The 14,293-nt window shown below is 69.2% G+C and carries 13 protein-coding genes; 3 read left to right on the top strand and 10 right to left on the bottom strand.

What is annotated here, in order from left to right:
* Window positions 1-37: 37 nt before the first annotated feature.
* The 10 genes from ACW7GZ_RS12750 to ndk form a co-directional block, all read right to left on the bottom strand.
* Entirely contained in the window at window positions 38-1,063 is a 1,026-nt protein-coding gene (locus ACW7GZ_RS12750) for a DUF2272 domain-containing protein (RefSeq protein WP_457009542.1), read from the bottom strand.
* Between the two features lie 77 nt (window positions 1,064-1,140).
* Window positions 1,141-2,301 (bottom strand): molybdopterin-synthase adenylyltransferase MoeB, encoded by a 1,161-nt coding sequence (gene moeB / locus ACW7GZ_RS12745; protein ID WP_457002606.1) that lies wholly within the window; start codon window positions 2,299-2,301, stop codon window positions 1,141-1,143.
* Window positions 2,302-2,394: 93 nt separating this feature from the next.
* Window positions 2,395-2,967 (bottom strand): molybdenum cofactor guanylyltransferase, encoded by a 573-nt coding sequence (gene mobA, locus ACW7GZ_RS12740; protein ID WP_457002604.1) that lies wholly within the window; start codon window positions 2,965-2,967, stop codon window positions 2,395-2,397.
* A complete protein-coding gene (gene der / locus ACW7GZ_RS12735) occupies window positions 2,964-4,379 on the bottom strand; it encodes a ribosome biogenesis GTPase Der (RefSeq protein ID WP_457009540.1) in 1,416 nt (471 codons plus the stop codon). The genes mobA and der overlap by 4 nt, the downstream gene beginning before the upstream one ends.
* Window positions 4,380-4,473: 94 nt before the next feature.
* Window positions 4,474-5,676 (bottom strand): outer membrane protein assembly factor BamB, encoded by a 1,203-nt coding sequence (gene bamB, locus ACW7GZ_RS12730; protein WP_457002600.1) that lies wholly within the window; start codon window positions 5,674-5,676, stop codon window positions 4,474-4,476.
* Entirely contained in the window at window positions 5,673-6,317 is a 645-nt protein-coding gene (locus ACW7GZ_RS12725; protein ID WP_457009538.1) for a YfgM family protein, read from the bottom strand. The genes bamB and ACW7GZ_RS12725 overlap by 4 nt, the downstream gene beginning before the upstream one ends.
* A 131-nt stretch (window positions 6,318-6,448) precedes the next feature.
* On the bottom strand, window positions 6,449-7,261 hold the full coding sequence (locus ACW7GZ_RS12720) for a helix-turn-helix domain-containing protein (RefSeq protein WP_457009537.1): 813 nt from the start codon (window positions 7,259-7,261) through the stop codon (window positions 6,449-6,451).
* Window positions 7,258-8,058: a tetratricopeptide repeat protein gene (locus ACW7GZ_RS12715; RefSeq protein ID WP_457009628.1), complete on the bottom strand. Its 801-nt coding sequence runs from the start codon at window positions 8,056-8,058 to the stop codon at window positions 7,258-7,260. The genes ACW7GZ_RS12720 and ACW7GZ_RS12715 overlap by 4 nt, the downstream gene beginning before the upstream one ends.
* A 13-nt stretch (window positions 8,059-8,071) precedes the next feature.
* The gene (gene rlmN, locus ACW7GZ_RS12710) at window positions 8,072-9,253 is read right to left on the bottom strand and encodes a 23S rRNA (adenine(2503)-C(2))-methyltransferase RlmN (RefSeq protein ID WP_457002594.1); all 1,182 of its coding nucleotides are present in this window, start codon (window positions 9,251-9,253) and stop codon (window positions 8,072-8,074) included.
* Window positions 9,254-9,381: 128 nt separating this feature from the next.
* Window positions 9,382-9,807, bottom strand: coding sequence for a nucleoside-diphosphate kinase (ndk, locus tag ACW7GZ_RS12705; protein ID WP_457002592.1), 426 nt, complete (start codon window positions 9,805-9,807; stop codon window positions 9,382-9,384).
* 223 nt (window positions 9,808-10,030) lie between these two features.
* On the opposite strand from ndk, the gene ACW7GZ_RS12700 reads away from it, so the two are divergent.
* Genes ACW7GZ_RS12700 through ACW7GZ_RS12690 form a run of 3 tightly spaced genes read left to right on the top strand, consistent with a single transcriptional unit; the run spans window position 10,031 to window position 14,283 of the window.
* Window positions 10,031-10,648 carry a TetR/AcrR family transcriptional regulator gene (locus tag ACW7GZ_RS12700; protein WP_457002591.1) on the top strand — a complete coding sequence of 206 codons (618 nt, stop codon included), beginning with the start codon at window positions 10,031-10,033 and terminating at the stop codon, window positions 10,646-10,648.
* A 29-nt stretch (window positions 10,649-10,677) separates the two neighbouring features.
* Window positions 10,678-13,050 carry a 3-hydroxyacyl-CoA dehydrogenase/enoyl-CoA hydratase family protein gene (locus ACW7GZ_RS12695; RefSeq protein ID WP_457009535.1) on the top strand — a complete coding sequence of 791 codons (2,373 nt, stop codon included), beginning with the start codon at window positions 10,678-10,680 and terminating at the stop codon, window positions 13,048-13,050.
* Window positions 13,051-13,077: 27 nt separating this feature from the next.
* Window positions 13,078-14,283, top strand: coding sequence for an acetyl-CoA C-acyltransferase (locus ACW7GZ_RS12690; protein ID WP_457009533.1), 1,206 nt, complete (start codon window positions 13,078-13,080; stop codon window positions 14,281-14,283).
* Window positions 14,284-14,293 lie beyond the last annotated feature (10 nt).

Here is a 14,293-nt window from a genome sequence, read left to right as displayed (position 1 = left end):
ATCGGCACCGCATGACGCGAGCCACGGGGGCATGGGCTCAATCGACCGGCGCCTGCCCCGCGGCCGGGCAGCGCGGCACTCCCGAGCCAAGCACGCAGTGCACGCAGCACTGCGGCATTGGCGCAGGTGTCGGCCCGGACATGGGCAGCGCCGGTGCGAGCCGGGCAAGCTCGGCCGGCGGGCGCAACTGCAGCAGCGCGGCCCAGTCCTGGCGGTTGGCGCTGCAGGCCGATGGCTGGTCCGGGCTGCATTCCACGCCGTCATCGCCACGCAGCGGCAGCTCCGCGAACCGGCCGCCCTCGGTGAGCGGCAGCAGCCGCATGGTGACGCCATCGAACACATTGCCACCGACCAGCCGCGCCGTGCGATCGCCCGCTTCCGCGGCCGAAACCACGATGTCGCAATGCATCCCCAGGCCGCCATCCTGCGCGCTGAGCAGGGTCGCCAGGCCGCCGAAGCCGTAGCTCTTGCCCGGGACACGCACGTAGCACAGCAGGTCGCCGCGGGCCGGGCGCGCTGCGTGCGGATCGACGATCCGGTACGGGCTGCCGTCCGGGTCGCGATAGGCCGCGCGCACGTAGTCCACGTGGCTGGCCGAAGCGCGGAAGCCCGGCAACGCGGCGCGTCGCATCACCCAGGACACGAAGGCGGCCGACCAGGGCGTGTCGACCACGAAACCGCGGCAGCCCGGCGACGGGTACGCGTCGCCGGCGGCCGCGCAGTCGGCGGCTCCTGCGCGCTGCTGCACCTGCCACAGCAATCCGCTGCCGTGCCAGTACCCGGCCACCCGCAGCCAGGCGGACTGGCCGTTGGCGAGGCGCGCCGTCTCGGCTTCGCGCACGGTGGAGCCCGCAAGACGGCCGTCGCGGTCGATGAAGCCGCGGTACCAGGCCTGGTGTTCTTCGCAGGCCGTGGCCGCGATCCTGGTGGCCACGTCCGGCGCCGCCTGCTGCCCGCGCAGCAGCGGACAGGGGTCGGACGCGCGCGCGTGCGGCGGCGCCAGTGCGGCGCACGCGGCCAGGAGGACTGCGAAGGCGGCTTGCCGCCACGACCCGTACGCCATGTGGAGTTCCCGCAGAGTGTCACGGGAGCCTATCGCAGCGCCGGCCTTGCGGTGCTCACGTGCGGGCGACGCGGGGCTCAGCCCGCGCAGAAGGCCTCGTAATCGATGTACCCGGGGAACGCCGCACCCGGGGCACACAGCGGGCAGGCAGGATCCGGCGTCAGCCGGGTCTCGCGGAAGCGCATGCCGAGCGCGTCGAAATGCAGCAGGCGCCCGCGCAGCGGCTCGCCCATGTGCAGCAGCAGCTTCAGCGCCTCGGTGGCCTGCAGCATGCCGACCACCCCGGGCAGTACGCCAAGCACCCCGGCTTCGCTGCAGCTGGGCGCGGCCCCGGCCGGCGGCGGCTCCGGGAACAGGCAGCGATAGCACGGTGCCTCGCCGCGATGGCGCCCGGCGTCGAACACGCTCACCTGGCCCTCGAAGCGGTGCACCGCGCCGTACACCAGCGGCACGCCCAGCCGCACGCAGGCATCGTTGAGCAGGTAGCGCACGGGGAAGTTGTCGGCGCCGTCGACCACCACATCGACGCCTTCAAGCAGGCGCTCGACGTTCGCCGAGGTCAGCCGTTCGGCCACCGCCTCGATCTTCATCCGCGGATTGAGGGCCGACAGCCGGACCTCGGCGGAATCGACCTTGCGCAGGCCGATGTCGGCATCGGCGTGCAGGATCTGCCGCTGCAGGTTGCTGCGCTCGACCACGTCGTCATCGACGATGCGCAGTTCGCCCACGCCGGCGGCCGCCAGGTAGAACGCCGCCGGTGAACCCAGGCCACCGGCACCGAGCATCAGCACGCGCGCCATCGCCAGGCGCTTCTGCCCGCGCATGCCGATCTCGGGCAGCAGCAGGTGGCGCGAATAGCGCTCGTGGAAATCCTCGTCGCGCGGCTGCGCGGGCGGCTCGGGCCGCGCCATGGGCAGGCCTTCGGCGGCCCACAGCAAGGTGCCGCCGCGCACCGACTGCACGTTGCGATATCCCTGCCGCAGCAGGCTTTCGGCCGCCAGCATCGAGCGGCCGCCGCTCTGGCAGATCAGCAGCAGTTCCGCGTTGCGGTCGTGGAAATGGAAGTCGGGTTCGCTCTCGAGTTCGTCGCGGGAAATCCCGCGCGCGCCTTCGGCCATGCCAAGCTCGCGCTCGTGGTCTTCGCGGACGTCGACGAGGATGGCGCCCATGGTGGCGACGCGCCGCAGCGCCTCGCGTGGTGTGATGTCGATGACCGGCATGCCGCGATTATCCTGCATGGGTCCGCTCCCGCCGACTGTGGCGTGCCCGGATTGCGCCCTACCCTACGCCATGGCAGGACCGCGCGCCGGGCCAGCGGCGGGATGCATCGTTCAGGCCGGTGCGAACCCCGCGGCAGCGAGGTCAGCGGGCGTATTGAGGTTGCCGAAGCGCAGGCCCGTGAAGCGCACCCCGGCCATGCCCAGGCGCGACTGCAGGCCATGCACCGAGAGCTCGCCGGAGGCCAGCACGGCGGGCAATGCCGCGCGCAGCGCGTCCACCCGCCACAGCGCGACCAGCGGCTGCCGGCCGTCATCGTCCTCGGCCCAGGCACCATCGCCGCCCGCTGCGCGGAGGCTGCGCAACAGGCAATCGTTGACCGACACCAGGTCGACCGGGAGCGTGAGCAGCCAGGGCGTCGTGCAGGCGCCTGCCAGGGCATCCAGGCCACCCAGCGGACCGAGGTCGGCGCGGCGGTCGGCGACCGCAGCCAACCCGTGGGTGGCATAGCGCTCCAGGTCGCGATTGGCCGACACCAGTACGGCGTCGACTTCCGCCTGCACGCGTCGCGCCAGGCGCAACACCTGCGCTTGCCCATCCCTTTCAAGCCACGCCTTGTCGGTGCCATCCAGGCGGGTGGCGCGCCCCCCGGCCAACAGCCCCAGCGTGGTCGCCCTGGCGCTCACTTGCCGCGCTTGGCGTGCCTGACCAGGCGCTTGCGCTTCGCGACCTGGCGCTCGCTCAGCACGTTCTTGCGGTCCTTGTAGGGGTTTTCTCCTTCGCGGAACACGAAGCGCACCGGCGTGCCCACCAGTTTGAAGCGCTTGCGGAAGAAGTTCTCGAGGTAGCGCCGGTAGCTGTCGGGCAAGGTGCGAAGTCGCGTGCCGTGGACCACGATGGTCGGGGGGGTGTCGCCACCGGGGTGCGCGAAGCGCAGCTTGGCGGCATGGCCACGGACCACCGGCGGCGGATTGGACTCGGCGGCCATTTCGATGGCGCGGGTCACTTCGGCGGTGCTGAAGGTGCGCGTGGCCGAAGCGTGCGCGCGATGCACGGCGGCAAACAGCTCGCGCAGTCCGGAACCGTGCAGCGCGCTGATGCGCACGGCCTCGGCCCAAGGCACGAAAGCAAGCTTGCGCGACAGCAGTGCTTCGACCTGCTCGCGCTGGTAGGTGTCGAGCCCATCCCACTTGTTGACCGCGACCACCAGCGCGCGGCCTGCGTCGAGCACCGCGCCCAGCACGCTGGCGTCCTGGTCGGTCACGCCCTCGCGGGCGTCGATCAGCACCACCGCGACCTGGCACTGCTCGATCGACTGCAGGGTCTTGATGATCGAGAAGGTCTCCACCGCTTCGTCCACCCGCGACTTGCGGCGGATGCCGGCGGTATCGACCAGCTGGTACAGGCGGCCATCGCGCTCGAGGTCGGCGGCGATCGAATCACGGGTGGTCCCGGCGATGTCGGAGGCGATCATCCGCTCCTCGCCCAGGATCCGGTTGACCAGGGTCGACTTGCCGACGTTGGGCCGGCCGATGAAGGCGAGGCGGATGCGCTTGGGGTCGTCGTCGGGCGCCTCGGCCTCGCCCTCCTCGGGCAAGCGGGCGCGGATCTCGTCCACCAGGTCATCGATGCCCTGGCGGTGCGCGGAGGAGATCGCCAGCACGTCCTTGAAGCCGTAATGCGCGAACTCCGCCACGGCCGCGCGGGCATCCATGCCGTCGGTCTTGTTGACCACGAGGAAGGTCGGGCGCGCCGACTTGCGCAGCCAGGCCAGGATTTCATCGTCCACCGTCGACGGGCCTTCGCGGCCATCGACCACGAACAGGACGAGGTCGGCCTCGTCGGCGCCGGCGCGGGCCTGGCGCGCGGTGGCGCCGGCCAGGTTGCCGGTGAGCAGGTGCACCCCGCCATCGGCGATGCCGCCGGTATCGACCAGCGCGAACGGGCGCTCTTCATCGATGCGGCACACGCCGTAGTGGCGGTCGCGGGTGACGCCCGGCTGGTCGTGCACCAGCGCGTCGCGCGTCCGGGTGAGCGCGTTGAAGAGCGTCGACTTGCCGACGTTGGGACGGCCTACGAGGGCGATCAGGGGAAGCATGCTGTGTCGTGCCTTGGTGCGATGCGGGGCGGAAACGCGCGGCCCCGGGCAGCGAGACTACCCGGGGCCGCGGCTGTCCGCCATTTTATCGGGTTCAGTCGATGCGCCAGGCGCTGAGGTCGCCGTTGACGTTCTGGACCACGAGGATGCCATCGGCCACGGCCGGACGCCCGGCGATGGCCGCCCGCCCGGCGCGCGTGCGCGCGGCGAACTCGCCGTCGGACAGGCGCATCCAGTGCAGGTAGCCGTCGAAATCGCCGACCACGGCATAGCTGCCATGCACTGCCGCCGGACCCGGGTTGCGCCGGGCCAGCGCAGGCTGCTGCCAATAGGCCGTGCCCACGTACTTGTCGATTCCCCAGACCGTGCCGGCGGCATCGCTCACCACGACCCGGTCGTCGGCCATGCCGACGCCGCCTGCACCGCCGCTTTCAGCGGCCCAGAGCGGGCGGCCCGACGGCCCTTCGAAGGCCATGGTGGTGCCCTTGTAGCTGCTCGCGAACACGGCGCTGCCATCGACCACCGGAGCTCCGTCGACATCGGCCATGCGCTCCAGCTCGGTGCGGCCATCGGCGGCGCCAACCGGCTGCTCCCAGACCAGGCGGCCATCCGCCAGCGCCAGCGCGGCCAGGTTCCCCTCGTCGGTACCGATGAACGCCAGGCCCGGCGCCAGGGTGACCGCCGCATTGCCGCGCACGGTCAAGGACGGCAGCTCACGCACCCAGAACCAGCGGCGCTCGCCGCTGGCCGCATCGAAAGCGGTGATCCGGCCATCGTTGGAGCGCACCACCACCAGGCCCTGGCCAACGGCCGGGCGCGCGATCACTTCGTTGGGGACCTGGGCGGTCCAGCGCAGGGCGCCGGTTTCAGCATCCAGCACCACCACGTCGCCATCAAGCGAGCCGGCGGCGACCAGGCCATCGCCTGCGCCTGGCCCGCCCGACAGACGCAGGTCCGTGTCGTGATGCCAAAGGCTGCTGCCGCTCTGGAGGTCGAATGCGCGAAGGCCGCCCTTCACCGACGCGGCATAGACGCGCCCGTCGGCGATGGTGGCCGCCTGGGCCACGCCGGTGTCGCCATCGCCCTTGCCGGCGCTGGCCGTCCAGATGCGGCTGGGCGTGGCGGACGACTGGAACTCCACCAGCTTGGCCGGCTCGGTATCGGCCTTGTCGTCGTCTCCGCCGAACCAGCCCCGGACGGTGCTGCAGCCGGTGATCATGGCGACGCATGCGAGCATGAGCAGCGCCCTTGCGGCCAGCCGGCCGCGGCGGGATTGCGTGTGCGGGAGGGCGGTCATGGGGCGTCTTCCTCGATCCTGGCGGGCGTGCCGCCGACGTCGATCAGTTTGATTTCAAGCAGTTGGCGCTGGCTCACGGCCGCTTCGTCCAGCGTGGTGAGCGCGGCCAGGTAGGCCTCGCGGGCCGGCTCCATGCGGCCTGCCGCGTATTCGGCATCACCACGGACCTCGAGGCTGCCGGCATCGTCTGCGTCGCCGAGTGCCGCCAGCGCTTCGTCGATCCTGCCGGCATCGACCAGCAACACCGCGCGGCGGCGCGCAACCACCGGGGCCAGCGCCGGATCGGGATCGCTGATGTCTGAAAGCGTCTTGATCGCGGCCTCGCCCTCACCGGCCCCGACCTGTGCGGCGGCGAGCTCCAGGGCCACCAGCGTGCCGTAGACGCCGTCGTCAAGCCCTGCCCCTTCGGCAAGCGTGCGCGCCTTGTCCAGCTCGCCGGCGGCGATGCTGTCGCTTACCGCGGCGTAGGCATCGCCCGAGGCAACGCGCTGGGCCAGCAAGTGGTCCTGCCACTTCCCGTATCCGTAGACCAGGGCAAGCGCGACCGCGATGCCTGCAATGACCCCGAAGGCGTTCTGGCGGATCCACTCGCGTACGCGTTCGCCCTGTTCGTGCTCATCGAGCAACTCGTCTACTGCCATGTCCGTCCGATCATGCTGGGTACCGCGCCGCCAATCGAGGGGCAGGCACCGGAAAGGGAACGGCCCGTGAGCGGGCCGCCGGTTTCATGCGTTGGGCCCGACCGGGCCGCCGCAGCCGCTGCGCGTCGTACTCAGTGTTCGACAGGCGCCAGCGAACCGTCAGAGGATACCGTAAAGCGGGCGACGTTCGCCCGCAGGTAAGGGGAGAGATCCTGCTCGACGCCGTCGCGGCGCACGCCCACGGCGCCGGCATTGCCAAGCACGACGCCGCCCACCTCGCCCGCGGCGAAGCTGCGCACGGCACCGGCACCAAGCAGCGACTGCTCGATGATGCTGCCGTCGGGCGCGGCGATCTCGACCCAGCTGTCCGCCTCCAGGCGCAGTTCGAGCCCGGCCGCGTCGACCGGCAGGGTCGCCACCGGGATCGGTGCGGACCTCTGCACCGGGGCCATCGACGCCACCAGTGGCGTGGGGCCGCGCTGTCCCGGCACTGCCGTCCGCGAGGGCGTGGATACCGGCACGTCGAGGGAGCCCGACACGGTGTCCTGGGGCGACAGGTGCAACCAGACCGGCAGTGCAATGGCACCGGTGATCACGACATAGACCAGGCGACGCGCGAACTGCTCGGCCACGATGCGCATGCGCGGCACGTAGGTCCGCGGCGTGAGTTCGACCGGCTGCACGGCGGCGACGCCGGAGGCGGCATGCACGGTGTCGGTGGCAAGTCCCAGCAGGCGTCCGTAGCTGCGCAGCTGCCCGCGGATGAAGACCGGCGCGCCGAGGCGGCTCCAGTCCTCGGCCTCGAGCGACTTCACCACGCGCACCGGCATCTTCAGCCGGCTTGCCACGTCCTGCACGGACAGGCCCGCTGCTTCACGCGCGGTGCGGAGGCGTTGGCCGCAGCCCTGGTGGGCATCGGCAGTGTTGTGGTCTGGCGGCATCATCGTGAACTGCTGTCCCCGGGCAGCGCTGCCTGCGCTTGCGGAAATTCCGTCCGCAGACGCTGAACATAACGAGCGGCGGCAGCCTTGTCGCCGAGCTTCTCTTCGATCTGTGACGCAAGTAGTAACGCCGCGGGCGTTGCCGGCGCTGCATCGAGGCGACGCTGCGAAAACGCACGCGCCTCGAAATGTTCCCCTTGCCCGTTAAGATGCCGCGCCAGCGCTTCGAGCGCAACCGCGTTCACCGGATCCAGCCGCAGCGCGGCGCGCAGGTCGCGTTCGGCGCGCCCGGGCTGCCCGCCTTCCACCGCACAGGCACCCGCGTTCGCAAGGGCCGACTCCGGGCTGGCGTAGCTGCGATCGGCCAGCGCCCGGTCGAACCAGTCCAGCGACTCCGGCGCACGCCCGTTGAGGCACAGCCAGCTGCCATAGTTGTTGAGCGCAGCCCCCGAGGCTGGCGCCAACTCCGCGGCACGGGCGTAGTACCCGCCGGCCTCGCCGGCCTTGCCCTGGCGCGCCAGTGCCAGCGCCATCAGCGTATGTGCGAGCGGATTGCCGGCGTCGGCCTTCAGCGCCATCTCCGCCTGCTCCCTGGCATCCGCGGTGCGCCCCTCGTTCAGCGCCTGCTCGCCGCGAAGCAGGTGCGCACGCGCGTTGCCCGCGCCATTCCGATTGCGCTTGTCGTCGCTGAAATCGTAGGTCCGCGCCACCTGTTCGGAGCTGCCGCGCGCAGCGCTTGGCTTGATGAAGCTCAGCCGCGAACAACCGGCGACAAATACGACGAGCGTGAGTGCAAACACTGCCGCTGCGCCATCAGGAAGGCGCATGGCTGTCCTTCCCTGCCTCGAGGCTGCGGCGGAAATCCGCCTGGCGCCGGGTGCGGTCGGCGACCTGGCCCTTGAGCTGGCCGCAGGCGGCGTCGATGTCGTCGCCGCGGGTGCGGCGCACCGGCGCGATCATGCCGGCGCTGTTGAGCAGCTTCTGGAAGGTCCTGATCGCGAGCTCGTCGGGGCGCTCGTAGCGCGTGCCCGGGAAGGGGTTGAACGGGATCAGGTTGATCTTGGCGGCGTCCTTCATCTGCACGGCGCGGTCGAACGCGCGCAGCAGTTGCACCAGCTCGAGCGCATGTTCGGGCTGGTCGTTGACGCCCTTCATCAGGGTGTACTCGAAGGTCACCGACTCGCCCTTCTTGCGCAGCGCGTAGCGCACGCAGGCGTCCATCAGCTGGGCGATCGGGTACTTCTTGTTCAGCGGCACCAGGGTGGTGCGCAGCGCGTCGTTCGGCGCATGCAGGGACACGGCCAGCGAGACGTCGCTCTCTTCGGCCAGGCGGTCGATCATCGGCACCATGCCCGCGGTCGAGAGCGTCACGCGCTTGTTGGCCAGTCCGTAGCCGAGGTCGTCGCGCATCACGCTCATCGCGCGCACGACGTTGTCGAAATTGGCCAGCGGCTCGCCCATGCCCATCATCACCACATTCGTCAGCCTACGCTGCTTGTGGGGGATGTTGCCGAGGTGCTTCGCGGCCACCCAGACCTGGCCGATGATCTCGGCGGTCGACAGGTTGCGGTTGAAGCCCTGGGTCGCGGTGGAGCAGAAGGTGCAGTTGAGCGCGCAGCCCACCTGCGAGGACACGCACAGCGTGCCGCGCCCCTTGTCGGGGATGTAGACGGCCTCGATCGCGTTCTTGCCGTCCATGCCCAGCAGCCACTTGTGGGTGCCGTCTTCGGACGCCTTGTCGAAATGGACCTGTGGAACGATGACTTCCGCGCGCTCCTGCAGCTTGGCGCGCAGCGCCTTGCCGAGGTCGGTCATTTCGTCGAAGTCGGTGACGTGCCGGTGGTGGATCCACTTCATGACCTGGTGCGCACGGAAACGCTTCTCGCCGAGTTCGTCGGCAAAGAAGTCCTCAAGCCCCGTGCGGTCGAGGTTCAGGAGGTTCTGCTTGGCTGTGGCTTCGGTCACTGGGCTTCCGGGGTCAAGAGCATTTGCCACGGATTACGCGGATCAAGAGCATATTTACGCGGATAGAGCAGAAAGCGGATGAAAGGAAACAGCCCTTTCACTCGCCTCTTCTTTCGCCTTATCCGCGTTCATCCGCGTAAATCCGTGGCAAAAATGAATCAACGAACGTACACGTCGGTCGCCGGGAAGAAGTACGCGATCTCGACGGCGGCGGTTTCTGCGGCGTCGGAGCCGTGCACGGCGTTGGCGTCGATCGAGTCGGCGAAGTCGGCGCGGATGGTGCCGGCGGCGGCTTCCTTCGGGTTGGTGGCGCCCATCAGGTCGCGGTGCTTGAGGACGGCGTTCTCGCCCTCGAGGACCTGGATCATCACCGGACCGCTGATCATGAACTCGACCAGCGCGTTGAAGAAGGGACGCTCGCGGTGCACGGCGTAGAAGCCTTCGGCCTCGGCGCGCGACAGCTGCTTCATCTTCGACGCGGCGATCTTCAGGCCGGCCTTTTCGAAGCGGGAATAGATTTCGCCGATGACGTTCTTGGCAACGGCATCGGGCTTGATGATGGACAGTGTGCGCTCCAGCGCCATGGGAAGGTCTCCGGTAAAACGGGCCGGCCATCCTGAGCAGGTCCGAAAGGTAACAGAAAAACCCACGCCGGGGCGCGGGTTTAGCCGACAAGGCTGCGTGTGATTCTACCGGATCGGGCACGCGCTCTGCACGCGGTTTCGCGATCCTTCCGGGTTGACCCGCCATTCACGGCAAGCCTACTATCCAAACAAGCGTTTGATTCAGGCAGGGCCGTCCCGCGTCATGGCAAGCACCCAGTTTTCGACCAAGGACCGGATCCTCGGCGCCGCCGAGGAACTGTTCGCCCAGCACGGCTTCAGCGGCACCTCGCTGCGCCAGGTCACCGGCCGCGCCGACGTCAATATCGCCGCGGTCAATTACCACTTCGGCAGCAAGGAAAACCTCATCAACGAGGTTTTCCGGCGGCGCATGGACGAGATGAGCCGGCAGCGACTGGCGTCCCTCACCGAAGCCCGCACCAGCAATCCCGGCGAGTTGGCCCCGGTCCTGGCCGCGTTCGTGGAGCCGGCGCTGGCACTGGCCCGCGACCGCCAGGGCGGCGGCGCCTTCATCCGGGTCATCGCACGCGCCTACGCCGAGAAGAACGACGGCCTGCGCAAGTTCCTGTCCGAGCAGTACGGCCACGTGCTGCGCGAGTTCGCACGGGCGATCGCCGAGTGCGTCCCCGAGCTGGACAAGGAGCAGTTGTACTGGCGCCTGGACTTCCTGTCCGGCGCGCTGACCTACGCAATGTCCGATTTCGGGCTGATCAAGCGCCCCACCGGGGTGGCCGAAATCGCCCACCGCAAGCGTGCCGCGGAGGAGCTTATCCGCTTCGCGGTTGCCGGAATCAAGAGCTGAATCTCCCTTGCATCAAGGAGTTGCATAACATGTCTGAGAAATTGCTTGTGCGCCGGGCCGCCGTGCTCGGTGCCGGAGTGATGGGGGCCCAGATCGCCGCCCATCTCACCAACGCCGGCGTCGACACGGTGCTGTTCGACCTTCCGGCCAAGGAAGGCGAAGCCAACGGCATCGTCAATCGCGCCATCGCCAGCCTGGGCAAGCTCAGCCCCGCCCCGCTGGCTTCCAAGTCGCTGGCCGCGGCGATCGTCCCGGCCAACTACGAGCTGGGCCTGCAGCGTCTCAAGGACTGCGACCTGGTGATCGAGGCGATCGCCGAACGCATGGACTGGAAACAGGACCTGTACGCGAAGATCGCGCCGTTCATCGCCGACCATGCCGTGCTCGCCAGCAACACCTCCGGCCTGGGCATCAACAAGCTGGCCGAAGTCCTGCCCGAAAAACTGCGCCCGCGTTTTTGCGGCGTGCACTTCTTCAACCCGCCGCGCTACATGCACCTGGCCGAGCTGATCCCGGCCAAGGGCACCGACAAGGCCGTGCTCCAGGGGCTGGAAACCTTCCTGACCACCACGCTCGGCAAGGGCGTGGTCTACGCGCGCGACACCCCCAACTTCATCGGCAACCGCATCGGCGTGTTCTCGATCCTCGCGACCATCCACCACACCGTCGAGGGCGGCCTGGGCTTCGACGAGGTCGACGCCCTGACCGGCCCGCTGGTCGGGCGCCCGAAGTCGGCGACCTACCGCACCTCCGACGTGGTCGGCCTGGACACCATGGGACATGTCATCAAGACCATGGCCGACACCCTGCCCGACGACCCCTGGCACAAGTACTTCAAGTCACCGAAATGGCTTGCGACGCTGGTCGACAAGGGCGCGCTGGGGCAGAAGGCCGGCGCCGGCATCTTCCGCAAGGTCGGCAAGGACATCATGGTCCTGGACCTTGAGAAGCAGGACTACCGCCCGGCCGACCGCAAGGCCGCCGACGAGGTGGTCGAGATCCTGAAGACGAAGGACCCGGTGGCCAAGTTCGCCGCGCTGCGCGAAAGCGAGCACCCGCAGGCGAAGTTCCTCTGGGGCGTGTTCCGCGACCTGTTCCACTATTCCGCCTACCACCTGGCCGACATCGCCGAGACCGCGCGCGACGTGGACCTTGCGATCCGCTGGGGCTACGGCTGGTCGCTCGGTCCGTTCGAAACCTGGCAGGCCGCGGGCTGGAAGCAGGTCGCCCAGTGGATCGCCGACGACATCGTCGCCGGCAAGGCGATGAGCGGCGCGCCGCTGCCCGACTGGGTCTTCGACGGCCGTGACGGCGTGCATTCCGCCGAGGGCAGCTACAGCCCGGGCAAGAACGCCCGCCTGCCCCGCTCCTCGCTGGCCGTCTACAAGCGACAGCGCTTCCCCGATCCGCTGCTGGGCGAGTCCTTCCCCACCGGCGAGACCGTCTTCGAGAACGACGGCATCCGCATGTGGACCGATGGCGACGACATCGCCGTGGCCTCGTTCAAGACCAAGATGCACACCGTGTCCGACCACGTGCTCGATGGCCTCCAGGAGGCCGTCGCCCGTGCCGAACGCGACTTCGCGGGCCTGGTCATCTGGCAGCCGAAGGAGCCCTTCTCCGCCGGTGCGGACCTGGCGGGCGCGCTCGGCCTGCTGCAGGCCGGCAAGGTCGACGCATTCGAGACAATGGTCGCCAACTTCCAGGCCACCAGCCAGGCGATCAAGTACTCGCTGGTGCCGGTCGTGGCTGCAGTGCGCGGCCTGGCCCTGGGCGGCGGCTGCGAGTTCCAGATGCACTCGGCGCGCACCGTCGCGCACCTCGAAAGCTACATCGGCCTGGTCGAGGCCGGTGTCGGCCTGCTGCCGGCCGGCGGCGGCCTGAAGGAATTCGCCGTGCGCGCATCGGATGCAGCCGGCCCGAACGGTGATGTCTTCGCCGAGCTCAAGGGCTGGTTCGAGTCGGTGGCCATGGCCAAGGTGTCCACCTCGGCGATGGAGGCAAAGGAACTCGGCCTGCTGCGCCCAGACGACAAGGTCGCCTTCCACGCCCACGAGCTGTTGTACATCGCGAAGCAGGAAGCGCGCGGCCTGGCCGAAACCGGCTACCGCCCGCCCATGCCCGCCCGCCGCGTCCGCGTGGCCGGCGACGTCGGCATCGCGACCTTCCGCATGCTGCTGGAGAACATGCTCGAGGGCCGGTTCATCAGCGAGTACGACTACGAGATCGCACAGCGCATCGCGACCGTGGTCAGCGGCGGCGACGTCGACCGGAATTCGGTGGTCGACGAGGACTGGCTGCTGCGACTCGAGCGCCAGCACTTCGTTGAGCTCGCACAGCAGGAAAAGACCCAGGCCCGCATCGCGCACATGCTCAAGACCGGCAAGCCGCTGCGCAACTGACGCGCCCGACGAAAAGAGGACAACTCAATGAGCAAGCAGATCCAGGACGCCTACATCGTCGCCGCCACCCGCACCCCGGTCGGCAAGGCGCCCAAGGGCGTGTTTCGCAATACCCGGCCCGACGACATGCTGGCGCACGTGCTGAAGAGCGTCGTTGCGCAGGCGCCGGGCATCGACGTCAACCGCATCGACGACGCGATCATCGGCTGCGCCATGCCCGAGGGCGAGCAGGGCATGAACGTGGCGCGCATCGGCGTGCTGCTGGCCGGCCTGCCCGATTCCGTGGCCGCGCAGACCATCAACCGCTTCTGTTCGTCGGGGCTGCAGGCCGTGGCACTGGCGGCGGACCAGATCCGGTTGGGCAACGCCGACCTGGTGCTCGCCGGCGGCACCGAGAGCATGAGCATGGTGCCGATGATGGGCAACAAGGTCGCGCTTTCGCCGGCGGTGTTCCGCGACGACCACGTCGCCATCGCCTACGGCATGGGCATCACCGCGGAGAAGGTGGCCGAAGAGTGGAAGGTCTCGCGCGAGGACCAGGATGCGTTCGCGCTGGCGTCGCACCAGAAGGCACTGGCGGCGCAGAAGGCCGGCGAGTTCCGCGACGAAATCTCGTCGCTGGAGATCATCTCGCGCCAGCCCGACCTGGGCGGCGGCAGCGTGCGGCTCAGGAAGCTGCTGGTCGAGCACGACGAGGGCCCGCGCCCCGACACCTCGCTTGAAGGGCTCGCCAAGCTGCGCGCGGTGTTCCGCAACGGGCAGTTCGGGGGTACGGTGACCGCGGGCAACTCATCGCAGATGAGCGATGGCGCCGGTGCCGTACTGGTTGCCTCGGAGCAGGCGATCAAGGATTACGGCCTGACCCCGTTGGCACGATTCGTGTCGTTCTCGGTCGCAGGCGTGCGTCCGGAGGTAATGGGCATCGGCCCGATCGCGGCGATCCCGAAGGCGCTGAAGCAGGCCGGCCTGACCAAGGACCAGTTGGACTGGATCGAACTCAACGAAGCGTTCGCCGCCCAGGCACTGGCCGTCATCCGCGACTCCGGGCTTGATCCCGACAAGGTCAACCCGCTCGGCGGCGCGATCGCGCTCGGCCACCCTCTCGGCGCCACCGGTGCGGTGCGCACCGCGACCATCGTCCACGGCATGCGACGTCGCAACCAGAAGTACGGCATGGTCACCATGTGCATCGGCACCGGCATGGGCGCCGCCGGCATCTTCGAGGCCCTGTAATGGAAAGGGG

Source organism: Luteimonas sp. A537 (assembly GCF_054052065.1).
Note: the sequence above shows the minus strand (reverse complement) of the source record. Positions and strands in the feature narration are given on the sequence as shown.